Annotated in this window: 28 protein-coding genes and 2 pseudogenes; 17 read left to right on the top strand and 13 right to left on the bottom strand. The window is 57.2% G+C overall.

All coding sequences use genetic code 11. The features are described 5' to 3' along the window. Positions 1 to 130: 130 nt before the first annotated feature. From G7069_RS03820 to G7069_RS03795, 6 genes are read left to right on the top strand one after another with little or no spacing between them, the layout of a single operon-like run. A complete protein-coding gene (locus G7069_RS03820; RefSeq protein ID WP_240912626.1) occupies positions 131 to 925 on the top strand; it encodes an ATP-binding cassette domain-containing protein in 795 nt (264 codons plus the stop codon). Further along, positions 922 to 1,674 (top strand): MlaE family lipid ABC transporter permease subunit, encoded by a 753-nt coding sequence (locus tag G7069_RS03815; protein WP_166294442.1) that lies wholly within the window; start codon positions 922 to 924, stop codon positions 1,672 to 1,674. The genes G7069_RS03820 and G7069_RS03815 overlap by 4 nt, the downstream gene beginning before the upstream one ends. A gap of 9 nt (positions 1,675 to 1,683) precedes the next feature. Beyond that, complete coding sequence (gene mlaD, locus G7069_RS03810; protein ID WP_166294439.1) at positions 1,684 to 2,220, top strand: outer membrane lipid asymmetry maintenance protein MlaD; 537 nt, start codon at positions 1,684 to 1,686, stop codon at positions 2,218 to 2,220. After that, the gene (locus G7069_RS03805; RefSeq protein WP_166294435.1) at positions 2,217 to 2,858 is read left to right on the top strand and encodes an ABC transporter substrate-binding protein; all 642 of its coding nucleotides are present in this window, start codon (positions 2,217 to 2,219) and stop codon (positions 2,856 to 2,858) included. Before mlaD ends, G7069_RS03805 begins: the two co-directional genes overlap by 4 nt. Before the next feature lie 2 nt (positions 2,859 to 2,860). Further along, on the top strand, positions 2,861 to 3,142 hold the full coding sequence (locus tag G7069_RS03800) for an STAS domain-containing protein (RefSeq protein ID WP_166294432.1): 282 nt from the start codon (positions 2,861 to 2,863) through the stop codon (positions 3,140 to 3,142). A 12-nt stretch (positions 3,143 to 3,154) separates the two neighbouring features. Further along, positions 3,155 to 4,201, top strand: a complete 1,047-nt coding sequence (locus G7069_RS03795; protein WP_166294429.1) for a VacJ family lipoprotein — start codon at positions 3,155 to 3,157, stop codon at positions 4,199 to 4,201. 18 nt (positions 4,202 to 4,219) lie between these two features. Here G7069_RS03795 and rmuC read toward each other — a convergent pair whose 3' ends face one another. After that, on the bottom strand, positions 4,220 to 5,593 hold the full coding sequence (rmuC, locus tag G7069_RS03790; RefSeq protein WP_166294425.1) for a DNA recombination protein RmuC: 1,374 nt from the start codon (positions 5,591 to 5,593) through the stop codon (positions 4,220 to 4,222). 100 nt (positions 5,594 to 5,693) lie between these two features. Between rmuC and G7069_RS03785 the strand changes: the two genes are divergently transcribed. The 3 genes from G7069_RS03785 to G7069_RS03775 all read left to right on the top strand — a co-directional run bounded on the left by G7069_RS03785 (position 5,694) and on the right by G7069_RS03775 (position 7,240). Continuing rightward, on the top strand, positions 5,694 to 6,284 hold the full coding sequence (locus G7069_RS03785; RefSeq protein ID WP_240912625.1) for a TMEM175 family protein: 591 nt from the start codon (positions 5,694 to 5,696) through the stop codon (positions 6,282 to 6,284). Beyond that, complete coding sequence (locus G7069_RS03780; RefSeq protein ID WP_240912624.1) at positions 6,256 to 6,822, top strand: DUF924 family protein; 567 nt, start codon at positions 6,256 to 6,258, stop codon at positions 6,820 to 6,822. Before G7069_RS03785 ends, G7069_RS03780 begins: the two co-directional genes overlap by 29 nt. Before the next feature lie 109 nt (positions 6,823 to 6,931). Next, positions 6,932 to 7,240 (top strand): hypothetical protein, encoded by a 309-nt coding sequence (locus G7069_RS03775; RefSeq protein WP_166294421.1) that lies wholly within the window; start codon positions 6,932 to 6,934, stop codon positions 7,238 to 7,240. A 79-nt stretch (positions 7,241 to 7,319) separates the two neighbouring features. On the opposite strand, the gene G7069_RS03770 is transcribed toward G7069_RS03775, so the two are convergent. Beyond that, positions 7,320 to 8,027, bottom strand: coding sequence for a VIT family protein (locus G7069_RS03770; protein WP_205758766.1), 708 nt, complete (start codon positions 8,025 to 8,027; stop codon positions 7,320 to 7,322). Positions 8,028 to 8,039: 12 nt separating this feature from the next. Beyond that, a complete protein-coding gene (locus tag G7069_RS03765; protein WP_166294419.1) occupies positions 8,040 to 9,209 on the bottom strand; it encodes a class I SAM-dependent rRNA methyltransferase in 1,170 nt (389 codons plus the stop codon). A gap of 67 nt (positions 9,210 to 9,276) precedes the next feature. Here G7069_RS03765 and G7069_RS03760 point away from each other — a divergent pair. From G7069_RS03760 to phhA, 4 genes and pseudogenes are all read left to right on the top strand, one after another. Beyond that, positions 9,277 to 9,915, top strand: a pseudogene (locus G7069_RS03760) (rhomboid family intramembrane serine protease); the annotation flags it as partial. 87 nt (positions 9,916 to 10,002) lie between these two features. After that, positions 10,003 to 10,794: pseudogene (locus tag G7069_RS03755) on the top strand (TIGR00266 family protein); the annotation flags it as partial. 220 nt (positions 10,795 to 11,014) lie between these two features. Beyond that, positions 11,015 to 11,644: an outer membrane beta-barrel protein gene (locus tag G7069_RS03750; RefSeq protein WP_166294417.1), complete on the top strand. Its 630-nt coding sequence runs from the start codon at positions 11,015 to 11,017 to the stop codon at positions 11,642 to 11,644. Positions 11,645 to 11,745: 101 nt separating this feature from the next. Next, positions 11,746 to 12,636, top strand: a complete 891-nt coding sequence (phhA, locus tag G7069_RS03745) for a phenylalanine 4-monooxygenase (RefSeq protein ID WP_166294415.1) — start codon at positions 11,746 to 11,748, stop codon at positions 12,634 to 12,636. A 4-nt stretch (positions 12,637 to 12,640) separates the two neighbouring features. On the opposite strand, the gene G7069_RS03740 is transcribed toward phhA, so the two are convergent. Continuing rightward, entirely contained in the window at positions 12,641 to 13,375 is a 735-nt protein-coding gene (locus tag G7069_RS03740; protein WP_166294413.1) for a hypothetical protein, read from the bottom strand. A gap of 150 nt (positions 13,376 to 13,525) precedes the next feature. Here G7069_RS03740 and G7069_RS03735 point away from each other — a divergent pair, with 150 nt between their 5' ends. From G7069_RS03735 to G7069_RS03720, 4 genes are all read left to right on the top strand, one after another. After that, positions 13,526 to 14,632, top strand: a complete 1,107-nt coding sequence (locus G7069_RS03735) for a histidine kinase (RefSeq protein ID WP_166294411.1) — start codon at positions 13,526 to 13,528, stop codon at positions 14,630 to 14,632. Then, positions 14,629 to 15,264 (top strand): response regulator transcription factor, encoded by a 636-nt coding sequence (locus tag G7069_RS03730; RefSeq protein ID WP_166294409.1) that lies wholly within the window; start codon positions 14,629 to 14,631, stop codon positions 15,262 to 15,264. Before G7069_RS03735 ends, G7069_RS03730 begins: the two co-directional genes overlap by 4 nt. A gap of 143 nt (positions 15,265 to 15,407) precedes the next feature. Then, positions 15,408 to 16,421 (top strand): class 1 fructose-bisphosphatase, encoded by a 1,014-nt coding sequence (locus tag G7069_RS03725; protein WP_166294407.1) that lies wholly within the window; start codon positions 15,408 to 15,410, stop codon positions 16,419 to 16,421. A 94-nt stretch (positions 16,422 to 16,515) separates the two neighbouring features. Further along, positions 16,516 to 17,901 carry a sigma-54 dependent transcriptional regulator gene (locus G7069_RS03720; protein ID WP_240912623.1) on the top strand — a complete coding sequence of 462 codons (1,386 nt, stop codon included), beginning with the start codon at positions 16,516 to 16,518 and terminating at the stop codon, positions 17,899 to 17,901. 3 nt (positions 17,902 to 17,904) lie between these two features. On the opposite strand, the gene G7069_RS03715 is transcribed toward G7069_RS03720, so the two are convergent. The 9 genes from G7069_RS03715 to G7069_RS03675 all read right to left on the bottom strand — a co-directional run bounded on the left by G7069_RS03715 (position 17,905) and on the right by G7069_RS03675 (position 24,214). Continuing rightward, complete coding sequence (locus G7069_RS03715; protein WP_166294403.1) at positions 17,905 to 18,537, bottom strand: hypothetical protein; 633 nt, start codon at positions 18,535 to 18,537, stop codon at positions 17,905 to 17,907. Further along, on the bottom strand, positions 18,534 to 19,193 hold the full coding sequence (locus tag G7069_RS03710) for a hypothetical protein (protein WP_166294401.1): 660 nt from the start codon (positions 19,191 to 19,193) through the stop codon (positions 18,534 to 18,536). Before G7069_RS03710 ends, G7069_RS03715 begins: the two co-directional genes overlap by 4 nt. Before the next feature lie 21 nt (positions 19,194 to 19,214). Beyond that, a complete protein-coding gene (locus tag G7069_RS03705; RefSeq protein WP_166294399.1) occupies positions 19,215 to 19,982 on the bottom strand; it encodes a hypothetical protein in 768 nt (255 codons plus the stop codon). 18 nt (positions 19,983 to 20,000) lie between these two features. Continuing rightward, a complete protein-coding gene (locus G7069_RS03700) occupies positions 20,001 to 20,714 on the bottom strand; it encodes a C39 family peptidase (protein WP_205758749.1) in 714 nt (237 codons plus the stop codon). An 89-nt stretch (positions 20,715 to 20,803) separates the two neighbouring features. Continuing rightward, a complete protein-coding gene (locus G7069_RS03695) occupies positions 20,804 to 21,586 on the bottom strand; it encodes a cell surface protein (RefSeq protein WP_166294397.1) in 783 nt (260 codons plus the stop codon). 37 nt (positions 21,587 to 21,623) lie between these two features. Continuing rightward, the gene (locus G7069_RS03690; protein WP_166294395.1) at positions 21,624 to 22,220 is read right to left on the bottom strand and encodes an adhesin; all 597 of its coding nucleotides are present in this window, start codon (positions 22,218 to 22,220) and stop codon (positions 21,624 to 21,626) included. Then, complete coding sequence (locus G7069_RS03685; protein ID WP_166294393.1) at positions 22,217 to 22,747, bottom strand: hypothetical protein; 531 nt, start codon at positions 22,745 to 22,747, stop codon at positions 22,217 to 22,219. Before G7069_RS03685 ends, G7069_RS03690 begins: the two co-directional genes overlap by 4 nt. Positions 22,748 to 23,027: 280 nt before the next feature. Further along, positions 23,028 to 23,465: a response regulator gene (locus G7069_RS03680; RefSeq protein ID WP_166294391.1), complete on the bottom strand. Its 438-nt coding sequence runs from the start codon at positions 23,463 to 23,465 to the stop codon at positions 23,028 to 23,030. Then, a complete protein-coding gene (locus G7069_RS03675; RefSeq protein ID WP_205758748.1) occupies positions 23,462 to 24,214 on the bottom strand; it encodes a HAMP domain-containing sensor histidine kinase in 753 nt (250 codons plus the stop codon). Before G7069_RS03675 ends, G7069_RS03680 begins: the two co-directional genes overlap by 4 nt. Positions 24,215 to 24,221: the final 7 nt, after the last annotated feature.

The raw sequence follows: 24,221 nt of genomic DNA, 5'->3' as shown, positions 1-24,221 counted from the left end.
CATCGTTTACCCGGCGGTGGTGCTTGTCGTTCGCGGATGAAATTGGAGGTTAAAGTTTCGTTTGCTGACATAAGCTGCATTCAGGTTTTACGCGGCATCCTTCACAGTGGTTTTCTGTACCTGTGACCCCGTGCCCACTTCTCGCTCCCCCGCCATCGCCGTCGATGTCAGCGCGCTCCAACTGGTGCGCGACGGACACGTTGTGCTCGATGGCGTCGAGATACAGGTACCGACAGGCAGCGTCACCGCTGTGCTCGGTCCGTCAGGCAGTGGTAAATCGACCTTGCTCGCCGCTTTGATGGGCGAACTCGCACCGGCGAAGGGCGCAGTCAAGGTCTTTGGCGAAACGGTCCCCGCGGGCAAGACGCGTGCGCTGTTGACCCTGCGTAAGCAAATGGGTGTGCTCTTGCAAGGCAATGGTCTGTTGTCAGACCTGACCGCTGCAGAGAATGTGGCATTGCCGATTCAAACGCATACCGCGCTGCCCAAGGCTGTGATCGAACGCTTGGTTGAACTCAAATTGCATGCCGTCGGATTGCGCGGTTTGAAAGACGCGTTTCCGCGCGAGCTATCGGGTGGTCAAGCGCGACGTGTCGCCCTGGCGCGCGCGTTGGCTTTGGATCCCCCATTGATGATCTACGACGAACCCTTGACCGGGCTCGACCCGATCGCCGCAGGCGTCATTACAGAGTTGATGGGTCGTTTGAACAAGACGCTTGGCCTCACCAGTGTGATCGTCACGCACCATGTGCACGAAACGCTGCCGATCTGTGACCACGCGGTGGTCATTGCCAATGGTCAAGTGGTGTTCCAAGGCACGCCGAGCGAATTAAATGCCAGTCGCGATCCTTGGGTCCGCCAGTTCCTGGATGGTGCGGCCGACGGCCCGATCGCGTTCGACGCACAACCGAGGACTTACGCATGACGGCTTTGGCGAACGGCATTCGCGACATCGGCCGCATGGGCGTGTTCTTCTTCGCCGTGCTGCGTGCATCGGTACCAACGCCTGCCCTGCTGCGCGAACTTGTGCGCGAGATTTATAAGGTGGGCGCGCGCTCCTTGCCGATCATCTTGGTAGGTGGTGCGTTCGTCGGTCTATCGGTGACGCTGTTGGGTTACCGCGCTTTGGATACCTATGGCGCCAGCAATCAAGTCAGCGCGATGCTGGGCTTGGGTCTGTATCGCGAATTGGCACCTGTGTTGACGGCCTTGTTGTTTATTGGTCGCGCGGGCTCGTCGATTGCCGCCGAACTGGGTCTCATGCGCGCCACCGACCAAATCACGGCCTTGAACTTGATGGCCATTGATCCCATTGCAAAGGTGGTCGCGCCGCGCTTTTGGGCGGCGATTGTGTGCGTGCCTTTGTTGGTTGCGTTCTTTATCGCAGCCGCGATCTTGGCGGGCTGGTTTGAATCGGTGCATATCATTGGTTTGGACGACGGCACGTTCTGGCAGGTCTTGAAGGATGCGGTCGATGTCTCTCACGACTTCTGGCCGGCGTTTTTCAAGGCGTCCGTATTCGGCGGTATCGCTGCATTGATCGCAGCATTCGTCGGTTTCTATTCCGAACCCACCATTGAAGGCACCTCGGTCGCGACTACCCGCGCCGTAGTCAATGCTTCGTTGATGGTGTTGATGTTCAACTTTGTGCTCTCGGCATTGATGTTTCGCTGAGGAGGAAAAATGAGTTTGCGCGCCCCACGTACAGAATTCGCAGTTGGTCTTTTCCTGCTGCTCGCATTGGCCACCGTGTTGGTTTTGGCCATGGCCTCGACCAATGGCAAGTTCGGTTTCGGACAGTCATCCGGCTATCCGCTGAAAGCCCGTTTCACGGGCATCGGCCAGTTGCGTGACAACGCACCCGTACGCATCGGTGGCGTTACCGTCGGCCGGGTGTCTAGCATCCAGCTCGACCCACAGCGTTTTGACGCGGTGGTGACCTTGCAAATGCAGCCCGAATACAAAGACTTGCCGGGTGACACAACGGCCGGAATATTCACCAGCGGTTTGTTGGGCGAGGCTTACATTGGTTTGCAACCGGGCGGTGACCCCACCCCCTTGAAGCCTGGCGATGAAATCGTCATGACCCAATCTGCCGTTGATTTGCTGCAGCTTGCCAGCAAATACATGTTTAGCAGCAATGCACCGAAATCTGATGCCGACGCGACGGAATCTGCCGACGGCAGTGCATCTGCACCTTCTGATGGAAACGAAAAATGAAAAACCTGATCTTGTCTGTTGCCCTCGCTGCTTCTGCGACCGTACTGGTCCCTTCGACGGTTTCGGCACAAACCGCTGCAGTTGCAAAGCTCGGCGCGCCCTCGCAAATGGTGTTGAGCAACACCACGCGCGTTTTGAATACGCTTGAAAAGCGTCGTGCGGAGTTCAAGAAGAACCGCAGCGCTTTGAACAGCTTTGTATTCTCCGAGTTCAATCAAATCTTTGACCGCGACTACGCCGGTCGTCTGGTGCTCGGCACGAATGGTCGCGGCGCATCTGAAGCCGATGTTCGCGCCTTCAGCGATGCCTTGGCAGATAGTTTGATGCAGCGCTATGGCGGGTCTTTGCTCGACTTCAACACCAAGCTCACACCGCGCGTGAAGTCAGAAATTCCTTTGCCGCGAAACATGGGCGTGCGCGTTGTCAGCGAGCTGACCCGCTCAGGCGGTGCGCCGATTCCGGTGACCTATTACATGCATCCGGTCGGCGGCACGTGGAAAGTGTTTGATGTGATGGTAGAAGGCGTGTCGATCGTGCAGACCTTCCGTGGTCAGTTCGACGCACCATTGCGTCAAAAGGGCATCAAAGCGGTGACCGCAGAACTGCGTTCGGGCACCTTGAAGGCCAGCGCGAACTAAGCATGGCCTTGCTCGACGCGCGCGCGACACTCGCCGACGGCCGCCTCGCACTTGCGGGCGCCTTGACGGCAACACATGTGCCTGCACTTTGGGCGCAAATCGGTCGTGCGCAGTATCGGCAGTTGGATCTTGCGGCAGTCTCGGCCGCCGACAGTGCAGCACTGGCGATGCTGTCGCGCTTGCAGGAAAATAATCCGCAAGCCGAGGTGGTCGGCTTGCCCACGCATTTGGACGCGCTTCGCCAATCCTATCGCTTGGATTCGCAGTTGCGGTTTACAGCCTAAGAACTCACCCCGATGAATCTGCGTCAACTTGCAGCCTACGCTGTTCTCGCCATTGCCTTCAGCGGCTGCGCAAGCCAAGGCGCAACACAGACCGACGCCGTCGCAGGCGAGACCGTCGTTGCCAAGGCGCGCGCGGATCAAGCCGCGACACCCGCTGAAACACAAGTGGCGTTGCCGGAAGCAAACGCACAGCCAAGCGCCCTGGCGCCCGAAATTCAAACACCCTCTTCGGCTGCCGCACCTGCCACGTCGGCAGACCAAGCGGAGGCGGATTTTGAGGCGTTGTATGGCGCGACGGGCGACGACAACGCCGCGGGCGGAAACGCCGTGTCGCAATTTCGTGATCCGTGGGAGAAATACAACCGCAAGGTTCACGAGTTCAATAACGTCATCGACCGCGCCATCTTGCGACCCGTCGCGCAAGCCTATGTGCGTGTCGTGCCCAAGCCCATTCGTTTGGGCATTAGCAACTTCTTTCGCAATCTCGGTCAGCCGGTCACGATGATCAATGCGTTGTTGCAAGGCAAGCCGGAAGTGGCGGCCAACGCGGCCATGCGATTTGCTGTGAACTCGACCTTCGGTTTGGGTGGCCTCCTCGACCCTGCGAGTGCGATTGATATCCCCACTGAGCAGGAAGACTTTGGCCAAACCTTGGGCAAGTGGGGTTGGGCGAAGTCTCGCTACGTTGAACTGCCTTTGTTTGGTCCACGCACCGTGCGCGATATCTTCGGCATGGTGGTCGATCGTCCGCTGAATCCGACGCGTCATTTCGACTCGGAATCGCAAACAGGCATGAGCGTCATTCAAGTGATCGATATTCGTACGCAGTTGTTGTCGATCGACAGCTTGCGCGAAGGGGCAGCAGACGATTACTTGTTGTATCGCGATTCGTGGATGCAGCGCCGGAACTATCAGATCTTCGGTGAGAACGAAGCGGGTGGCGAAGGCGTGCCTGCGTATTTGTTAACGGCACCCGTGCCCATGGCGCCGATGCCGAATTCGGACGAAAAGCCGAAGAAGCGTTCGCGCTGGAAGTTCTGGCAGAAAAAGTCCAAGTAAGCGCGATTTAAAGCGCGCTTATTCTGCGGCGTCCGAATCGTCCGGACCCTCTAACCCCAAATTCAGCGTGCTGTCGTGCGAAAGCGCTTCAACATTGCGCAAGGTCTTCTCGATTTTGCGCGTGCGAACGCCGGCACTCTTGATGCTGTTTTGGACCGTATCGAGCTGGCTATGTGCTTTCTCAAGCACGGTGGCAAACTTGCCGAATTCATTCTTGACCGCCGCCAGGGTTTGCCACACTTCGCTGCTGCGCTTCTCGATCGCCAGTGAGCGGAACCCCATTTGCAAGGCATTCAAGACGGCCAACAAAGTGGTGGGTCCGACCAGCACGACGCGTTGATCACGTTGCACCTGTTCGAACAAACCGGGTCGGCGAATCGCTTCCGCGTAGAGCCCTTCGGTCGGTAAGAACAACAAGGCAAAGTCGGTGGTGTGTGGCGGACCGACATATTTCTCGCGAATCTTCTTGGCTTCATCACGAATGCGCCGCTCCAGCGCTTGCCCTGCCGCATGTGCCCCTTCTGGATCGGCATTCTCTTGCGCATCCACCAATCGCTCGTAATCTTCGCGTGGAAATTTGGCATCAATCGGCAACCAAATTTGACCTTCGCTCTTTTGTCCGGGCATGCGGATTGCAAATTCCACGCGTTCGTTCGAACCCGGCAAGGTCGCGACGTTGGATGCGTATTGGTCCGGTGTCAGCACGTCTTCCAACAACGCGCCCAGCTGCGTTTCACCGAAGGTGCCGCGCTTCTTAACGTTGGTCAACACGCGCTGCAAACTTCCTACATCAGATGCCAACTGCTGCATCTCACCGAGGCCACGCTGCACAGCTTCCAAGCGTTCGGAAATGATGCCGAATGACGCATTGAATCGCGCTTCCAAGGTGCCTTGCAGTTTTTCATCGACGGTTTCGCGCATTTTCTCGAGCTTTTGCGCGTTATCGGCTTGCATGGATTTCAACTGCGATTCGAGCGTGACGCGCATCTCACCCATGCGCTGTTCATTGCGCTGGGTGAGCTCTCCGAGTTTTTGCCCGAGGCTTTCTGAAAACAAATGCTGGTGTTCTTGCGCAGCCTGTCGTGACTTGTGCGCGTCTTCTGCAATCGAGATCCTGAATTCATCGAGACGCTTGTCGGTTCGGCCCGTGAGCTCGTTGACCTTTTGATCAAGCACGGCGTGATGTTGGGTTTGCCCGCGTCCCAAGGCTTCGAGCGAATCGCGAAGTTCGGCGCGGCCTTCGCGTTGTTGTTCGCGCAGGGCGGATTCAAGTTGATTTTGTAGGGCACTGAGCCCCGCATCCGGCTTGCGCAGCAACAAGACGATCAGGCAGCCCACGGCCACGAGGACCGCAGCCAGTAATAGCCAGAGCAAGAGAATTTCATTCGACATGCAGACAGTTTAGAGTGAGGATCGTCTCCAGGTTTGCGATCCGTGAAACACGGGTTCTCGCTTTCCGTTGGCCATTTGGATATTCGACTCGGGAGCACGCATGGCGATCATGGGAAAAGGCCGCTTGGAAGCATTCAGTGATGGCGTGCTGGCCATCATCATCACGATCATGGTGCTCGAGCTCAAGGTGCCCCACGGCGCAACATCCGAGGCGCTGATGCCCCTGCTTCCGAAGTTTCTGAGCTACATCCTGAGCTTCGTATACGTCGGCATCTACTGGAACAATCACCACCACTTGCTGCAGGCAAGCAGCAAAGTCACCGGCAGCATCCTGTGGGCCAATCTGCACCTGCTGTTTTGGTTGTCATTGATGCCGGTCGCCACCGGTTGGATGGGCGAGAACCACGCCGCGCCACTTCCAAGTGCTGTGTATGGTGGCGTGCTGTTTGCAGCTGCCATTGCCTATGCGATCTTGCAACAGCGGATTACGGCTGCGGAAGGCAATAGCTCAGCGCTGCGACACGCCCTGGGTTCTGATTGGAAAGGCAAGCTGTCGCCGATCGTGTATCTGGCAGGGATCGGACTGACATGGGTAAGTCCGTACATTGCGCAAGCGCTCTACACCGGTGTGGCGCTTCTATGGTTGGTGCCTGACCGTCGGATTGAGCACACCATCTTCGAAGGGCGCTGACATGCCGAATGAGATTCTGGATTTCTGGTTTGACGAGATCGATCCGAAGCAGTGGTTCGCCTCTGATCCTGATTTCGATGCGCTCATTCGTGCGCGCTTTCTTGACCTCATGCACCGCGCTGCCGCTGGGGAGCTCTATGCGTGGCGCGACACCGCCGCCGGACGACTGGCCGAGATCATTGTGCTCGATCAGTTTTCACGCAACGTCTATCGCGGCACCGCGCAGGCCTTTGCGCAAGACGGTATCGCGTTGGTGCTTGCACAGGAAGCGGTTGCGAACGGCGCGATGCAGGTGCTCGAACCGACACAACGCAGTTTCTGCTTGCTGCCGTATATGCACAGCGAATCTGCACTGATCCATGGCGAAGCAGAAGCGCTTTACAAGCAATTCACGGAAGGCACGTACTTCGATTTCGAATTGCGGCATAAAGCGATCATCGATCAGTTTGGCCGCTATCCACACAGAAACGCTGTGCTTGGCCGCACGTCGACACCGGCAGAATTGGTTTTCTTAAGCCAACCCGGTTCGGCGTTTTAACCGAGCCGCCAACTCAGAGACGCGACGCGTATCGATTTTTCAGAACTTCATACACAGCACACAATTCACTTGCATGCTCTGTTTCAAGGATGAGGAACGGAGCTACAGCATGAATACACAGGTTTGGTCACGACCGGCGATTGGCACGGCATTGCTATTGTCAGTGCCGCTTGCGATGACCTGGTTTGATCGCGCGAAGGCACCCGGCGAAGGATGGCATTGGGGCCCCATGGATTTCGTGATCATGGGTGCGCTGTTGTTTGTCGCTGGTCTTGCGTTTGAGACCTTCTCACGCAAGGTGAAGACGAGGCCACAGAAATGGGCGGTGGGCTTGGGCATTCTTGCCGTTGTCGTGCTCATTTGGATCGAACTGGCGGTCAATGCGCTCAGTCAGTTCTTTGCGTACTTGTTTGCTTGAGTGTGATGTCGGGTTGGCACACAGCGGGAACTTCAAATTCCCCTGTGCTTTCGCACACGATGGTGCTGAGACGCGTCGATTAACCTGCTGCGACACCAAAGGCGCGACCGATCGCCCACGTCGCCGCCATGGCGAGAGAACCCCAAACCATCACGCGCGCAGCGCCTTTGGCGATCGACGCACCACCGAGACGGCCAGCCACTGCACCGAGCACCGCCAACAGCACCAGCGTCATGGCAATCAAACTGATGGAGAGCTGCGGGCCCTGCATCCACCACACCAATCCCAAAGGCGGCAGCGCGCCGACAGCAAATGCGGCAGCGGATGACAAAGCGGCTTGAACCGGCTTTGCAACATTGACTTCATGGATGCCCAGCTCATCACGCAAGTGCGCGCCTAATGCATCGTGTTGGGTCATGGCTTCTGCAACTTCTGTTGCAAGCGCCTTGCTCAGACCCCGGCGTTGATAGATGTGAATCAACTCCTTGAGTTCTGCGTCTGGCATTTCAACCAATTCGCGCTCTTCTTTCGCGATATCCGCAGCTTCCGTGTCTGCTTGCGAACTGACAGACACATATTCGCCCGCCGCCATAGACAGTGCGCCCGCAACGAGTGCGGCGAGACCGGTCATCATGAGCGTCGCGGGCTGCGCATTCGCCGAAGCCACACCGACCAACAACGAACTCGTGGAGATCAATCCGTCATTCGCGCCCAATACGGCCGCACGCAACCAGCCGATGCGATCGATGCGATGCGTTTCGTGATGGGCTTTTGCCAGCTTCCCCAGGGCCACGAGGTATCAGTCCAATACGCGGCAGAACACCGCTTTCAGATAGCGTGATTCTTGCACCTGCGCGAGGAAGGGATGGTCGGCGCCGGCGCCGGACACCTTCAACACTTGCACGGTGCGTCCTGCGTAAAACGCAGCGCGGCGGAGCATATCCAAGAACTGTTCTTCACTGACCAAACCGGTGCAGGAGAAGGTCGCGAACAAACCACCCGGCTTGACCACGCCAAGCGCGAGCTTGTTCATATCCAAATACTTCTTAAGCGCACTAATCACTTGCTCACGGTCGCGGGTCATCTTTGCGGGATCCAAGATCACCACATCAAACTGTTCGCCTTGTTGTGCCGCGTCGCGCAACCACGGGAAGATGTCCGCTTGTACATAGCGTGGCTTCACGCCGTTCAATCGCGCGTTGTTGCGCGCGATGTCGAGCACCGCCGGATCGATATCGATACCCACGACTTCTTCAGCACCACGCACGGCCGCGTACACACCAAAGCCCCCGGTGTTGCAGCAGAGATCGAGGACACGCTTGCCCGCACACAGGTGCGACAACCACTCGCGGTTGTCGCGTTGGTCGGCAAAGAAACCTGTTTTGTGCGCGCCCGCCGGATCGGCTTGAAACTTGATGCCGTATTCGGTGATGAGTGCGGGCGCCGTGCCTTGCGTGTCGCGATAGTCAAAGCTTTCCTGCTTTTGCACGTGTTCATCGGCAAAGCTATGGAAGCGACAGCCGGGGAACACATTGCGTAACGCGTTGAATATCCACTCACGATGTCGCCATGCACCCGCACTGAAGAAACCGACCACGATCAAGTCGTCGTAACGATCGATGACCAAGCCACTGATGCCATCGCCTTCACTGTGGAAGACACGCCAAGCATTGCTGACCGAATCCAACTTCAAGATGTCACGACGCAGTGCCACGGCTTCTTTGATTTTGGCTTCGAACCAATCTTGGTCGATGACCTCGTTTTGCGAGTTGCTCAAGATTCGCAGCGCAATGCGTGAATGGCCGTTGTAGAAGCCCTGACCGATATAACGGCCATCGACACCTTCCACGTCGACAATGCTGCCGGGCTTGGGGCGCTGGGCCGGCTTTTCGACCAAGCGTTGGAAAATCCACGGATGGGTGGAGTTCCACGCATTCTTCAAGCGCACTCTTTGGATCAATTCATTCATGCGTGCATTGTAAAGCGTGTGCGGTTTAGGCTTGCTTTTGGGTTTGGCTGCCGCCATGTCAATTTGCATGCACATCCCCATGCCAGAACCCTCGAACGCCGCGCTGCAAAAGCAGCTGGATCGCATGCGCGTTCGGCGCGCATTTCGCTGGAGTGCGGTGGCGACGCTGCTGGTCCTTACGCTCCATGCCGCACTGGCGACTGTCGACATCCACGCCTTAACGGTACAGCCGCGCAGTGCACTGGGCTTGTTGGGCCTCCTCTTTGCGCCCCTGCTGCATGGCGGTTGGAATCACGTGCTCAGCAACAGCATTGCCATCTTGCTACTCGGCACGCTGGCCGGAAGCGTTTACCCGCGCGCCACCGTGCGCGCCTTGCCGTGGATGTGGCTTGGCTCAGGACTCGGTGCGTGGCTATTGGGTGCACAGGGCGAACATCATCTCGGCGCCAGCGGCATCACCCACGGCCTGATGTTCTTGGTGTTCTTTCTCGGCCTGCTGCGCCGTGACCGCGCGGCAGTCGCGGCGGCGATGATCGCCTTCCTCGTCTATGGCGGCATGATGATGACCATCTTTCCGCAAGAGGCGGGGATCTCTTGGCAGTCGCATTTAGGCGGTGCACTGGCAGGCTTGCTTTGCGCCTTCACATTACGAACGGCCGATCCGCTGCCGCCGCGCCGCGTTTACAGTTGGGAACTTGAAGAAGAAGCCGATACGGATTCGGATGACAACCGACAGTTCTGAAGCTTCGCCACCCATCATGTATTAGAGGAATTCGCTATGAGCCGCGCCAACGACGAGATCGACTACAAGATTGTCGGTAATGACATGCCCTTCGTTGAAGTAGAACTGGATCCGGGTGAGAGCGCGATCGCTGAAGCGGGTTCACTGATGTACAAGGATTCTTCCGTGCAGATGGATACGGTCTTTGGCGACGGCAGCGATGCGGGCGGCGGCGGTGTGATGGGCAAGCTGTTCTCAGCCGGCAAACGCTTAGTGACCGGCGAAAGTTTGTTCACGACCGTGTTCACCCATACCGGTCAAGGCAAAGCCCATGTGGCATTTGCAGCGCCGTATCCAGGCACGGTCGTGCCTTTGAAATTGTCAGATCTTGGCGGCACCTTGATCTGTCAGAAGGACAGTTTTTTAGCCGGCGCGCGCGGTGTATCGCTCGGCATTCATTTGCAACGCAAAATTCTCACCGGCTTGTTTGGCGGCGAAGGTTTCATCATGCAAAAGCTGGAAGGCGACGGCATGGTGTTTGTGCACGCGGGCGGCACCTTGGTTGAAAAACAACTCGCTGCAGGCGAACGCATTGATGTCGACACCGGCTGCGTTGTTGCATTCCAACCGAGCGTCAACATGGACATTCGTGCGGCCGGTGGTATCAAGAGCATGATCTTCGGCGGCGAAGGCATGTTCCTCGCAACCTTGACCGGTCCCGGTCACGTCTGGTTGCAGTCTTTGCCTTTCTCCCGCATGGCAGGCCGCATGTTCGCCGCGGCGCCACAAGGCGGTGGCAAGAACGTCGGCGAAGGTTCAATTCTTGGCCAAGTGGGCCGAATTCTTGACGGTGACGGCTATTGATCCGACCGCGGGCGCTGGCAAACCCTGAATGGGGCGAGACACACCGCGGATGAACTGAATCTGATGCGAGCCGCCGTTTAACATTTCACATTCAGCTTGCGGTTTCCTACCTAAGCAATTGATTTACAGAGATGTTAAGCGGGGTTTTCTTTGCCGGAAGGCAGCCCTATCTTTTCTCTGCGCCCCACCTCCCTCCTACGGGGCGAAAGAGAGAAGAACCATGAAGAATAAAAAGACACTCGCATTCACTTCTTTGGCCGCAGCTGCTTTGGCCCTCGTGTCCACAGGCGCATTTGCCCAGGACGCCGGTAAGAAAGGCGCCTTCATCCGTGGTGAAGTCGGCAAAACCGAAATCAACAACGGCACCGCCGGTGTACCGGATTCGAAAGACACCTCTGTGAACGTGCGCGGTGGCTACTACTTCACGCCGAACGTGGCAGTTGAAGGCTTCTACGGTCGCTATTACGACAAGGACACCACCCTGCCTGCGGGCGCCGGTTCGGTGAACCAACGCGTCACCGGTTACGGTGTGGGCGTGGTCGGCAAGATGCGCTTTAGCCAAGACCAGGCCGCAACCACCGGTTGGTACGGTCAAGCACGCGGTGGCGTGATGCGCGCTGACAGCAAGGTTGAAACCAACCTGCTTGCGAACTCGACCAATATCGTCACTACCGACAAGGGCACGGTGACGCCGTATGCCGGTTTGGGTGTCGGCTATGACTTCACCCCGAATGTGGGCGTTGGCTTGAACTACGACTACTTCCGCGGCCGCAACAATGACGCCGTGACCGGTGCGAAGAACCGTTACAACAGCAACACCTTGAGTGTTGGCGGCGAATACCGCTTCTAATCAAATCCACATCCCCGTGTGGTATCAAGAAATGGCCGCCCTGTGCGGCCATTTCCTTTTGCGCTTGAATCCCGCCGATCACGGACGCGTAGAATAAAGACATGAACATGCCACCCCGCCGACTTGAAAATATTCATACCGACAAGGGCAAAGTGCCGGTGTATGCCACGGGCATCGTCGAGCAACCTTGGGATTCGTATTCCGCTGACGATCATGCGGTTTGGAAACTGTTGTACGAACGCCAACGGAAATTGTTGGTGGGTCGCGCGGCAGATGAATTTCTGAAGGCACAAGATGCGATGGGCATGACGCCCGATCACATCCCGAAGTTTTCAGACATCAACGCCGTGCTTGAACCCGCGACGGGTTGGACGCTGCTGGGTGTTGAAGGTCTGCTGCCCGAGCTCGATTTTTTTGATCACCTTGCGAATCGTCGCTTCCCGGTGACGTGGTGGATTCGCCGCCCCGATCAAGTCGACTACATCGAAGAGCCCGATCTTTTCCACGACCTGTTTGGCCATGTGCCCTTGTTGATGTTGCCCGCGTTCGCCGAGTACATGGCGGCGTATGGCCGCGGTGGCGTCAAGGCGCACGGTATTGGCCCGGAAGCCTTGGTCAATCTGACGCGCCTGTATTGGTATACGGTCGAGTTCGGCTTGATCCAACAAAAGGATGGCCTGCGTATTTATGGCAGCGGGATCGTCTCATCCACCGGCGAATCTTTGTATTCGCTTGAATCTGATTCGCCGAATCGCATTTGTTTTGATTTGGAACGCATCATGCAAACGCGATATCGCATCGATACGTTCCAGAAAACGTACTTCGTCATCGATTCGTTCCAGCAATTGATGGATGCCACCGCACCCGACTTCACGCCCATCTATGCGCGTCTTGCCGAAAAAGAGTCCGTGCCTGCCGGCACCGTGCTCGAAACCGACGGTATCGTGCATCGAGGCACCGGTGCTGGTTGGCCCACCGACGCCGACGTTTGATGCATCACTCCGTGAGCGCTGATGCGCTCACGTTCGACTTGGCGTGTGCGGTTTGCGGTCGATTGTATTTCCGACCCAAATACACACCCGCCAAGGTGGCCACTGCGACCGGTGCAAACCACGGAAAGGCTTGTATTAAACCGTCCGGAACGGCTGTGTGGGCGGAGAGCCAGCGCCAAGCGGGTTTCATCGCAATCGACAAGAAGGCCACGTGTGTCGCAATCCCGCCGCCCAGCATGGCCTGGTAGTGCATGACCACGTGCCAGTTGCCGCGCTGTGGGCCCTTCTGCTCAAAGCGATGCATGTTGATGTACGACAGCAACGGTATGAATGCAAAGCCCACGAAAATCATTTGACCGCTGCGCGCGCCCACCCAAAGCACTGGCACGGCCAAAAGCGCGGGCAACCACTTGGCAAGCTTCCACCCGGGCCGCGCAACCAAACGCTTCCAATCGCGTTTATCTGTCACCGCACGCCACGCGACCCAACACGCTTGTGCTGTGAGGGGCAGTAAGAAGGTCAAGAACAATGCGACACCCGGTTGATGTCGAAAGAACGCCGCCTCGACCACCAGCGGAATACCGCTGACAACGATGCCGGCCATCGCCAACAAAAACACTTTGCCCACCGCGCGATGTTTCGGGCTGCCTTTTTTGAACATCGCGGCAGACCAGAAAGTGATGAGCGCGATGACGCCCAACGCGCCGTGCACGGCGACAAAATAGGTATATCCGATCATGACTGAGGCCTTTCGCCAACCAAGGTGCGTTTAGCGTGCGCGGTAGGCCATCGCGATTGCAGTGCCTCGGGTCACCGCATTGACCTGCCAAAAGTCACTTTCTGTGTTGAGTGTCTTGTTTCGGATTGGTCCACACATCACCATGCATGCATGGCCTCACTTCGCTTGCGCTTGCTCGATCCTCTGAACCTTGTCGGCTACGTCACAGCGGCAGTGGTGGGCTACACGATGTTGAGCTTGCCCATGCCAGACCAGCGTTACGCCTTGTTGGCGGTGGCGACGTACATCGGCGTGTCGCTGCTGATGGAACTGATGCCATTTGCAGCACAACGCACGCTGATTGGGTTTGTCATGAGCGGGGCCTTGGCGGTCATTGCCTTGATTGCGATTTGGTTTGGTTCGCACACGGGTGCCGCGCAAATATTGTTGGTCGTTTGGGTGGCGCATGCCTCGTTCTATTGGCCGCAACGGGGATTGTTGATCACTGCCACGCTGCTCAATGTAGCGGTGTATTTCATCATGGTGGCGCGCGACGTCGACCATCCCGTCTTGGTCACTTTGTTGTATGCGTGCTTTCAAGCATTTGCTGCGCTTTTGTCTACCTATTCGCGCCGACTGGAAGAGGCGCGCGACGACATGGCGCAAGTCAATGCCGACCTGCTTGCCACGCGTGTTTTGCTGGCGGAAACAACACGCAGCCACGAGCGGTATCGTGTGGCGCGCGATCTGCACGATGTCGCCGGCCATAAGCTCACGGCGCTGCGTTTGAATTTGCGCGCACTTGCGCTCGCGGCACCCGATCAACATGCATTGCGCGACGCTGAACAATTGTCTGCGGATCTGCTCAGCGATATTCGTGGTGTGGTGCAGGCCTTGCGTGTCGATGATGCCTTGGATATTGCCCCGGCCTTTGCCGCACTCGCTGCGCCGTTTGCGCGACCGCGCTTGCAAGCGGATGTGAGCGGTGAGGTGTGTATTACTGAAGCCCGTACTGCGGAAGCGGTCGTGCGGTGCGTGCAAGAGGCAATTACCAATGCCGCCAAGCATGGCGACGCGTCCACTGTGCATGTGTCGTTGAAAGTGCACGACGGACACCTGCACTTGGCGATTCAAGACGATGGTCCCCGCATCAAGCGTTGGGTCTGTGGCAATGGGTTGCAAGGCATGCGCGAGCGCGTTGAAGAAGCTGGCGGCTTGGTTGCGTTTGAAGCAGATCGTTCCGGCGGCATGCACATCACCGCGACGTTTCCCGCATGAATACATCCATACGCGTCGCGTTGGCGGATGACCAAGCGTTGGTTCGCGCAGGTTTGCGCGCCTTGTTGACACAGCAGGGCATCGAGATCGTCTTTGAAGCCGAGCACGGCGATGGATTGATCGAAGGTCTTGCGACGCATCCTGTTGATCTGATCGTCTCCGATATCCGTATGCCGGGTTTGGATGGCATTGAAGCCTTAGTGCGCTTGCGTGCAGCCGGCAACGCGACACCGTGTGTTTTCCTCACCACGTTTGACGATAGTGCCTTGCTGTTAAGGGCGACAGAGGCAGGCGCGCAGGGTTTTCTTTTAAAAGACGCCGCACCCGAAGACCTCCGCGACGTCATTACGGGCGTGTCGCGCGGCGAAACGTTTCTACTGCCCGTTAGCACAGACCCATTGCGCCATCGATTTCAGTTTCGTCAGGTCGAGGCGCCACGCGAACGATTCACGGAAAAAGAAGTGGCGATCTTGCGCTTGATTGCAGGCGGCTACAGCAACAAGGAAATTGCCCGCAGTCTGTTTCTGGCGGAAGGGACAGTGAAGAACTATGTGTCCGCCATTCTGGAGAAGTTGGACACCCGCGATCGAACGCGTGCTGTCCTCAAGGCCATCGCACTGCGCGTCATTTGAGACCTGTGGGTCAGCGCAACGTCTAGCGTGGAAATGCGGCTTTCCGACCGACGGGGGCGTCTGTTCTTGCGCGAGGTCGGGACGTGTTGCCGCCTGGTCAAAACAAAACGATAGAATGTGGCGTCCACACGGAGCAGACCGGCATGTCACAGCACGTTTCTCTCACGCGCTTTTTGATTGAAGAAGAGCGCGCCGATCGCATCAATGCAGATTTGCGCTTGTTGATTGAAGTGGTGGCACGCGCGTGCAAGACCATCTCGGTCGCCGTAGGCAAGGGCGCACTGGGTGGCGTGCTGGGCGATGCGGGTACCGGCAATATTCAAGGCGAGGCACAAAAGAAGCTCGACGTCATTGCCAACGAAGTGCTACTTGAGGCCAACGCGTGGGGTGGCCACCTGGCAGCCTGCGCATCGGAAGAAATGGACGATCCCTATCCGATTCCGGATGCGTTTCCGCGCGGCAATTTCTTGCTGTTGTTTGATCCCTTGGATGGTTCATCCAACATCGATGTCAACGTCTCGATTGGCACCATCTTCTCGGTGTTGAAGTGCCCGGGCGACGTACAAAGTGTGCCGACGGAAGCCTTCTTGCAACCGGGCAGCGCACAAGTGGCGGCCGGCTATTGCGTCTATGGGCCCGCAACAACGCTCATCCTGACGGTAGGCCACGGCACGCACCAATTCACCCTGGATCGTGAGCAAGGGAGCTTTGTGCTGACCCAACGCGACATGCGCATTCCCGAGGAGACCAAAGAGTTCGCCATCAACATGTCGAACAAGCGCCATTGGGAAGCGCCGATGCAGCAGTACGTCGAGGACTTGCTCGTGGGCAAAGAGGGCCCGCGCGGCAAAGACTTCAACATGCGTTGGATCGCCTCGATGGTAGCTGACGTGCATCGCATCCTCACCCGCGGCGGCATCTTCATCTATCCATGGGACAAGAAGGATCCGTCCAAACCCGGCAAGCTGCGCCTGATGTATGAAGCCAACCCGATGAGCTTTTTGGTCGAGCAGGCCGGTGGTGCTTCCACCACGGGACGCGCACGCATCATGGATGTGATCCCGTCAGAACTGCACCAACGCGTGCCGGTGTTCTTGGGGTCCAAGAAGGAAGTCGAGGCCGCGACGGACTACCATCTCAGCGCTGATAGAGACTAAAAGCCCGCACCAGCGCAAATACTGTGCGCTTCGTCACAATCTTCTAGTATCTCCACTCTTCTGATGTGCGTCGCAGGCGTAGTGGGGTGTCCGTATGATCGCGACACGGGCGAGGGAACTCATCGTTGTAACCACCCGTTTTAACGCGGATTTTCCGGCTTTTGCCGCCATGGCGGCCCATGGCTGGCGGATCCATTTCGTGTCGACGCCGACAGCCGTCGAATCACTCTTGGCAAAATCCAATCGAAAGGCCTTAGCCGGCGTCATCGATCTGCGCGACCCGCAAGGTCAGACCGACTACGCGGCCTACATTCAAAATTTGCCGCGTGAACGTATGGGCTGGGTGGCCGCCATTGACCCGGGCCAACTCGAATCCAAGCACATCCGACATTTGATTCGCGATGTGTGTTTCGACTTCATCACTGTGCCCTGCCCTGATTCGACCATTGAATCGGTGTTGGGCCACGCACTGGGTGTCGCCACACTTCATTCGGAAAGCACACGCCCGACGGTCCCGGAGGAACAAGCCTTCGGTGGCATGATCGGCAGCAGCCCCGAAATGCGCGCGCTGTACAAACTGATTCGTCGCGCTGCACCGAGCTTGGCACCGGTGTATATCGCAGGCGAAACCGGGACCGGCAAAGAATTGGCCGCGGCCGCGATCCACCACTTGTCGCACCGCAGCGCCTTCCCGTTTGTCGCGATCAATTGCGGCGCGATTCCACAACATTTGATGCAGTCGGAACTGTTCGGCTACGAACGCGGCGCATTTACCGGTGCACAACAACGCAAGCTCGGCCGCTTTGAACTGGCCAACAAAGGCACTTTGTTCTTAGATGAAATCGGCGATCTGCCTTTGGACTCGCAAGCGTCTTTGCTGCGCTTCCTGCAAGAAGGCTTTATTGAACGCTTGGGTGGCACCGATGCGATTCGCGTCGACGTGCGCGTCGTTTCAGCGACGCACCACGATCTGGAAGCGGCCGTGGCTGCAGGACGATTCCGCGCCGATCTCTATCATCGCCTGTGTGTGATTCGTCTCAAGCAACCCCCATTGAGAAGTCGCGGCGACGATATTCTGCAACTCGCAGAGCATGCGCTGAAGCTGTACAACGGCACCGGTCAAACGCAAATGAAGGGCTTCTCGAATTGCGCGTTGAAAGCCATTCAAGCCTATGCGTGGCCGGGCAATGTGCGTGAGCTTCTAAATCGCGTGCATCAAGCCGTGGTCATGGCAGAAGGTCGCTACATCACGTCTAAAGATCTGGGCATTGATGATGGCGCAGCCGGACCCGTGCAAACCTTGGCGGCGGCACGCGATGCGGCGGAAGTGCAAGTGATCAATTCCGCGCTGCGCCGCAATCTCTATCGTGTCGGACACTGCGCCAAAGAACTCGGTATCTCACGCATCACCTTGTATCGCTTGATGAAGCAACATGGTCTGCGTGCGGACACTGTGGATGGCGCCGCCGAATTGGGCTGAGTGTTAGAACGCGCGTGAAGCGCGCAGGCCCAAGACATAGTTCGGCGCATCCGGTGACAAACCAATCACGGCCTGACCGTTCACGGTCCAACCCGACGGCAAGACATAGGTGCTGCCGACATTGAAGGTCGTGGCATTGGCCGAGCTACCGACCACGCGCGCTTTCACGCCTGCCATGTCTTTGGTGTGCGTTGCACCGGATTGCGACGTCGCCACACTGAAGCTGATCGCTGCACGATCATTCAGTGCGAGTGCCATCCCGGCGGTCAACTGAATCGGATTGCCCATGATGACCTTGGCCGGAATGACTTGGCCCTGCACCGGCGAGATGTCGTCGAACTTACGACCGATGTTGTAGGTATAGGCCAAGTTCGCAAACAGAATCACCGGGTCGTACGTGCGTAGTGCAGAAACACCTGTGGTGATGCTGTACATACCGGTGCCGGTGGGCAAGGCCTCAGGGACGCTTAGATTATTGTTTGCCGGGTCAGGTTGAATGAGCTTGATGCCGAACGGGCTTTCACCTGTCGGAATCCGAACACGAATGCTGCCGACAATATCGGGCCAACGTTGTGATTCCTTGACGAACTGGTAGTACGCCGCAACACTTGCGTCACCGATGCCTTTCGATGTCACCGAATATTCGCTGAGCTTGCGGCACCGCCAGAGATGAAACGCGTATTGCGAATGACATACGGCACATTGGCTTCCAGGCTCAGTCTCGGTGTGAGACCGAAGCGACCGGTGGCATCAATCGTGAAGGTGTTCGCTTTGACCTGATCCAAATTGATCGAGCCAAGGAAGATCGCATCCAGTGCCAAGAAGCCACTGAGCGCGAGTTGACGGCGGTCGTAATAACTGTAGTTGGTGCCGACGTCGAGAGAGAATCGACGTTCGAACAGCGGTGCATGTTCACGCACCGTGAGCGCACGATCCTTCTCGCGTTCGTCTTTCGACGCACGTTGTTGTTCCTCGCCGATGGTTTGGCCCGCAGGCGGAGATGTCTGCTGCGTTTGCGCCTTGGCTTGTGCGCTGCCATCTTGCGGCACGGGTTGCGGTGCGCTCTGCACGGCGTAGGCCGATTCGATGCCACGACCGCGGATGTGATCGAGTTGCATCGCTTCGACTTGCGACTTGAGTTCGCCGATGGTTTGTTCTTGCGCTTCCAGACGTGCATTCAAGGCACGAATTTGCGCGTTCACATCTTGCGGCTTTTCTTGGCCCATCACGCCAAATGGAAACAGGCAGAGGGCAATGCTGAGCGCCAGCGGCGCTTTACGGAATGTGTTCATAAGATATCCCCCCCGGGACAATTAGCGTGGAAGACCGCGAAGGCCGGACAATGCGTTTTGAACACCCCACTGACGTTGTAGGTCTTCAGACACGCTCGAAGTTTGAATTTGCAAAGTAAGTGTGTTGCTTGCAGCTTGGTTGTCGCCCGCCACACGTGCGGCTTGCATCACGCCATCGTTTTCGCCGATACGTTGCATCGCACTGCCATTGGGACCTTGCAATGCCATCGAAATCCCATTCGATGCAAAGCGCACTTCAGTGCTATAGCCGCCTTGTGCCGCTGAAGCATAGTGGTTGCCGTTGAAACCGCTCACGCTGCCGAGCGTGGGTACGAAGTTGATTTCCGCGAGGTTTACTGCTGCATTGTGATCACCCGCAAGCTGCGTGACCTGTGTGAGGCCGCTTGCCGACATGGACTCTGCGCCCGATGCGATGCGATTCGCTGCTGCCGTTGGCGTGCTTCCGTCGCTCGCACCCGAAGCTGCGGCCGAGGTGTGTATCGAGAATTGCATCGTACCGGTGTCGGAGCGCTGCATTTGTACAGAAGCGATGCCTTGCATCATGCCGCCTTCAGGCGCGCGCCAGTTCGACACCAGGTCTACGCGCACACCTACAAGCAAATTGGCACCGAAGTACTTGCCTTGGATCAAAGCCAAGTCCGCATCACTCACGCGTTGTACTTTCAACACAGGGACTTCGCCGGCGTGCGCTTTCAAAGTCGCCAGCACGAAGACGAGCATGGCCAATGCGATGGTTCGGTTGATTGAATTGCCTTTGTAGCTTTTCATTTCGTTCTCCTCGTGCGCTTACATCAAGTCGGCACGGATTAGGCCGAGTTCGACCAAGGGCACGGGCGCTGAAGACCACGACAGTGCGTCGTTCCTGCGCAACAATGCGTTTGAATGTTTGTCTTGCATCAGAAAGCTGTTGGCGTTGAAGTCTCGATCGGTCATGACCGCAAGCACGACGCCATTCCAGTTCTTCAAGAACTCGTCCTGATAGATGACTCGATGGCCAAGCGCTGGATCTGCCACCATGATGCGTCCGGCGTTTGCACCCTTGACCACTACGAAATGCTTGTAGCCGCGGGTGTCTAGCAACGTAATGACGGGAATTTGAAGGCGATACAAGGCTTCGACGTCCACCTTGAAGCCATGTGCGCGCATACCGTTTCGTTCGCTGTAGCGCTTCATGTCCAACATCGAAAATCCACTGCGTGTCACTTCAGCTGGATTTGCGGCGTGGGACACCATGTCCTGAATCATTTGCGTTTCATTGACTTGCTTGCCGTAGCCGTAGCGCAAGAGGGTTGCCAGTGCAGCACTGCCGCAGCTGTAGTCGTAGCCTTGATGCACCACGTCCCGAAACTTCAAATCGCGCAAGGTTTTAATCGGCTTCGATACCGTCGCATCACCTGGCAGCGTGTTGAGACGCACGATGACGCTCGGCACGTCCTGCGCGTTGGCAGTTGGTGCAAGCATCGCGGTGAAACACAGTAGGGAAAGTGCACGGCTGAACATGACGAGCTTCGCTTTTGAAGAGCGCCGCCCGGCCGATGCGTACATCGGACCGGGCTGCGCCGGGGGGACTTTACGTCTTCCGTTTTGGATTACGGACCGCAGCTCGAGCAGGCGCCGCCTTGGGCAACGGCAATCGAGAGGCCGTTGTGTTGGGCGTTACCGACACCGGCCGCAATGTTCACGCCGATGTTGCCTTGTGCACCTTGCAATGCACCGCCAGCCAGCGATGCTGTGCTGTCGAGGTCGCCGCAATCGGCTTCAAGCATGTTGAGCAGGGTCAGTTGTTGGCTGTCTGCGGTGGCCTTGGCGATCGTGCCAGAGGTGTTCACCGAAGCGGCCAAGCTGTTGCTTTGTGCATTGCCGACGCCGGCTGCAACGTTCACGCCAATGTTGCCTTTTGCGTTGGCCAAAACATTGCCGTCAACCGTGGCGCGATAGTCGACATCACGACGGGTGCCACCGGTGCCGTAGTTTTCGAACGTGCCTTGGTTGTTGAACGACATCGCCGAAGCAAACACGCGACGACCATCGACGGCCGACAAGGCCACATCGTTGGTTTGCGCATTGCCGACGCCCGCTGCAACGTTCAAGCCGATGTTGCCTTGTGCGTCACGTGCCACGCGATTGCTGATCGAAGCGGTGGCATCGCCATCACCTTGCATGGCGTTGAACGTGGTGGCTTGGTCTTGATCGATGACCGATGACGATTCCGAGTTGATGCGGATATGGCCGGTCACACGTGCGCCGCCACGGACATGGATGTCGTTGGACACATGGGTGTCGTTGTTGATTTTGGCGTCGTCGCCTTGCGGGCTTGCAAACGCCGGAACAGCGACGAGAGCGAGGGCCAGTGCAGTGATTTGCAGTTTCATGGTGATACTCCTTAGATAGGAAAAAGATGCTTGCTTGTTAAATTCCACCGGCGGTTGCCGGCAGCCTGACTACAACTGCGTTGGTGGCAGCGTTGCCCACCCCCGCGCTCTGATTGACCTGGAGCACACCGGAGGCGCCGCGAAAAGCCGACGCATCAATGCGCGCTTCCCGCGAAACCTCCGGTGCACTCCCAGCCCCCTCAGTAGGTGGTGTGCCGGGCACGATTTGCGCCAGCACACGGTCATCGGTCGCGGTCACAGCCTCGCGGGTTTCGATGACAAGAAGATTGGCTTGCAGGGTGTTTGCCCCTGACGATTGATTCAGCGCGAGTGCGCCTTGAAAGCCTTTGAATGCGCCGGCTTCGATCACGCTTTCTGCCGTGCGCGCGGTATCCGGGTTCAGGGCCAACTGCGTCGCCGTCGTCGAGCCGTCTGCGACTTTGCCTTTCGCGACAGCCATCAAATTCACTTGTGCGTTGCCCACGCCCGCCGTTTGATTCACCGCCAAACGTCCGTTGCCGTGGCTGGCCGCTTCCGCTTGGATGATGCTGCGATCGGCTTGTTGTGCGAAGACCGAAGCACTTGTGCCGAATCCCAGAACAAGAAGTAGCGCGTGTGAGAGGCGTAAGTTCACGGTGCACCGCCCACGCGACCGAGCGCGCCATTCAATGCACCGGTGACGGTCGCACCAATATTGGACGTTGCACTGCCGACGGAACCGCCAATCGTTGCACCGAGACCGCGCGGAATCGCGCCACCGCCGGTACCTTGTGTGCCAAGTGATTGCGATAGCGCTGAGTTTGGCGATACCAGCGTGCTTGCGAGTACCGATTGCACGCCTTCGCCGCCCGCTTGTGTCATGCCCAGGGCTTCATCGCCCACGGTGGTGACGTTATCGATCTGTGTTTGGAATGCTTTCTGCGGAAAGGTCGTGGCTTCGGCCGCGATCGGCATGTCTTCTTTTGGAATGCCGCGATACGCAATGCGCGGATTGACGGTACGCGCAATCGTGATGGACGGATCTTTTGCGGGCGATGCCGTTTGCGCACTTGCATCGCCGGCCAAGGCCAAGCCTGCACACCACAACACCACCACGGCCAGCGCCAAGAGAAAGCGCGAGCTGCGAACGCGGCGTGTTTGATTGAAACGGTCGATGTACATGGTCTGGGTCCTCCTCATCGGTTTGTCCGATGTGCAGAGGACTAGAGCTAAGACCGTGCCAACTTTTTAAAGTATTGATTTAAAAAGGATTTTTGTGAATTCGTCGAAGGACTGTGAGGAATTCGTCAAGAGAATCGTTTCGATATTGAAACGAAATTTTTTAAGTGAACGCGTCACTGGTCCGGCGGGTTCGCCTGAATACGTCGCAGCGATGGGGTTCCGCCGCCAGAATCACTGGCCTGTCTCGCGCCTTCGGCGCTGTATCAAAAACGTAACGACGTTACTGACTTGCTACTTGATTCACTTCCAGCCAATAGCGAACAATCTGCGCCATCACTTTTTGGAAGCGATCAAAATCCATCGGTTTTTGCACATAACTGTTGACGTGCAATTGCACAACCGACATTAAGTCAGGCGGTTCTGCGCTTGTCGTCATCACGACAACCGGAACAGCGCACGTACGTGCATCTTCGCGAATGGCTTTCAACACCGCGCGACCATCAAGCAACGGCATGTTCAAATCGAGTATCACAAGCTTCGGAAGCTTTTCATTGCTGCGCTCTGCATACGCACCGCGCGCAAATAAAACATCCAATGCTTCCAAACCGTTGCGTGCAAACACGAAGTGAGCGGGTGTATCTAATGCGTGCATCGCGAGCTTGGCGAGCTCGAGATCATCATCGTTATCTTCAACAAACAGGACGGTTGGAATACTCATGTTCTGTCTGACACCTTCGGCAAGAAGATAGTCACTACGCTACCCCCGCCGTCTGCTGCGGTAAGTGAAATGCTGCCTTCATGCTTGTCGACAATGGTCTTGGCAATCGCAAGACCCAGACCTTGCCCGCCACCTGCTTCTGCAGCGTGTAGTCGCACAAAGGGCTCGAAAACACGTGATGCATGCTGCGGATCGAAACCGATGCCGGCATCTTGTACGCGAATATGGACGCCGCTGTCGTCTTCGCGCACATCCACCTGAAGATGCGCGGGCCCCGTACCTGCGGCGGTGAAATTTCTTGCGTTGCTCAGAATCACTTCGAACAGGCGTTTCAGCAGATGTTCGTCGCCGATCGTTTCAGCGTTGCCCGTGATGTGTAGATCCAACGCCGATGGATCAACATCCGATGCGGCCCATTCGAGCACGAATTGGATATCGACCGTTTGAAACTTCGGCGTGTATTGCGTGATTCGAAGCCACGCAACAATTTCATCCAATAACGCACTGCCGCGCTGGCTCGCATCCACAACGCGTTGCAGTAATTGAAGATCCTCTTGCGGCAATGTGTCGGCAGCACGCGCTGCCACGACTTGGGCAAACCCCTGCGTACTCCTGAAAGCGGCGCGCACGTCATGCGAAAGTGCATGTGCCAGGCCTGTCAAAGCTCTCCGTCCCTCGACGCGGCATTTTGCGTCGGTGTGGTCTAATGCCACCAGTTGATCATCCAAATTGCGCACAATACCCCGCATTTTATGG

The sequence above is a fragment of the Lysobacter sp. HDW10 genome, from assembly GCF_011300685.1.
GTDB lineage: Bacteria > Pseudomonadota > Gammaproteobacteria > Xanthomonadales > Xanthomonadaceae > Solilutibacter.
Note: the sequence above shows the minus strand (reverse complement) of the source record. Positions and strands in the feature narration are given on the sequence as shown.

What these genes read in the sequence shown, in the direction of transcription:
- mlaD (WP_166294439.1), top strand. Translation starts at nt 1,684, where the DNA reads ATGAGTTTGCGCGCCCCACGTACAGAATTCGCAGTTGGTCTTTTCCTG.
- G7069_RS03735 (WP_166294411.1), top strand. Translation starts at nt 13,526, where the DNA reads ATGGCCTCACTTCGCTTGCGCTTGCTCGATCCTCTGAACCTTGTCGGC.
- G7069_RS03805 (WP_166294435.1), top strand. Translation starts at nt 2,217, where the DNA reads ATGAAAAACCTGATCTTGTCTGTTGCCCTCGCTGCTTCTGCGACCGTA.
- G7069_RS03795 (WP_166294429.1), top strand. Translation starts at nt 3,155, where the DNA reads ATGAATCTGCGTCAACTTGCAGCCTACGCTGTTCTCGCCATTGCCTTC.
- G7069_RS03775 (WP_166294421.1), top strand. Translation starts at nt 6,932, where the DNA reads ATGAATACACAGGTTTGGTCACGACCGGCGATTGGCACGGCATTGCTA.
- G7069_RS03740 (WP_166294413.1), bottom strand. Translation starts at nt 13,375, where the DNA reads ATGATCGGATATACCTATTTTGTCGCCGTGCACGGCGCGTTGGGCGTC.
- G7069_RS03750 (WP_166294417.1), top strand. Translation starts at nt 11,015, where the DNA reads ATGAAGAATAAAAAGACACTCGCATTCACTTCTTTGGCCGCAGCTGCT.
- G7069_RS03765 (WP_166294419.1), bottom strand. Translation starts at nt 9,209, where the DNA reads ATGAATGAATTGATCCAAAGAGTGCGCTTGAAGAATGCGTGGAACTCC.
- G7069_RS03815 (WP_166294442.1), top strand. Translation starts at nt 922, where the DNA reads ATGACGGCTTTGGCGAACGGCATTCGCGACATCGGCCGCATGGGCGTG.
- G7069_RS03680 (WP_166294391.1), bottom strand. Translation starts at nt 23,465, where the DNA reads ATGAGTATTCCAACCGTCCTGTTTGTTGAAGATAACGATGATGATCTC.
- G7069_RS03785 (WP_240912625.1), top strand. Translation starts at nt 5,694, where the DNA reads ATGGCGATCATGGGAAAAGGCCGCTTGGAAGCATTCAGTGATGGCGTG.
- G7069_RS03800 (WP_166294432.1), top strand. Translation starts at nt 2,861, where the DNA reads ATGGCCTTGCTCGACGCGCGCGCGACACTCGCCGACGGCCGCCTCGCA.
- rmuC (WP_166294425.1), bottom strand. Translation starts at nt 5,593, where the DNA reads ATGTCGAATGAAATTCTCTTGCTCTGGCTATTACTGGCTGCGGTCCTC.
- G7069_RS03705 (WP_166294399.1), bottom strand. Translation starts at nt 19,982, where the DNA reads ATGAAAAGCTACAAAGGCAATTCAATCAACCGAACCATCGCATTGGCC.
- G7069_RS03730 (WP_166294409.1), top strand. Translation starts at nt 14,629, where the DNA reads ATGAATACATCCATACGCGTCGCGTTGGCGGATGACCAAGCGTTGGTT.
- G7069_RS03710 (WP_166294401.1), bottom strand. Translation starts at nt 19,193, where the DNA reads ATGAACACATTCCGTAAAGCGCCGCTGGCGCTCAGCATTGCCCTCTGC.
- G7069_RS03695 (WP_166294397.1), bottom strand. Translation starts at nt 21,586, where the DNA reads ATGAAACTGCAAATCACTGCACTGGCCCTCGCTCTCGTCGCTGTTCCG.
- phhA (WP_166294415.1), top strand. Translation starts at nt 11,746, where the DNA reads ATGAACATGCCACCCCGCCGACTTGAAAATATTCATACCGACAAGGGC.
- G7069_RS03675 (WP_205758748.1), bottom strand. Translation starts at nt 24,214, where the DNA reads ATGCGGGGTATTGTGCGCAATTTGGATGATCAACTGGTGGCATTAGAC.
- G7069_RS03685 (WP_166294393.1), bottom strand. Translation starts at nt 22,747, where the DNA reads ATGTACATCGACCGTTTCAATCAAACACGCCGCGTTCGCAGCTCGCGC.
- G7069_RS03720 (WP_240912623.1), top strand. Translation starts at nt 16,516, where the DNA reads ATGATCGCGACACGGGCGAGGGAACTCATCGTTGTAACCACCCGTTTT.
- G7069_RS03725 (WP_166294407.1), top strand. Translation starts at nt 15,408, where the DNA reads ATGTCACAGCACGTTTCTCTCACGCGCTTTTTGATTGAAGAAGAGCGC.
- G7069_RS03700 (WP_205758749.1), bottom strand. Translation starts at nt 20,714, where the DNA reads ATGTTCAGCCGTGCACTTTCCCTACTGTGTTTCACCGCGATGCTTGCA.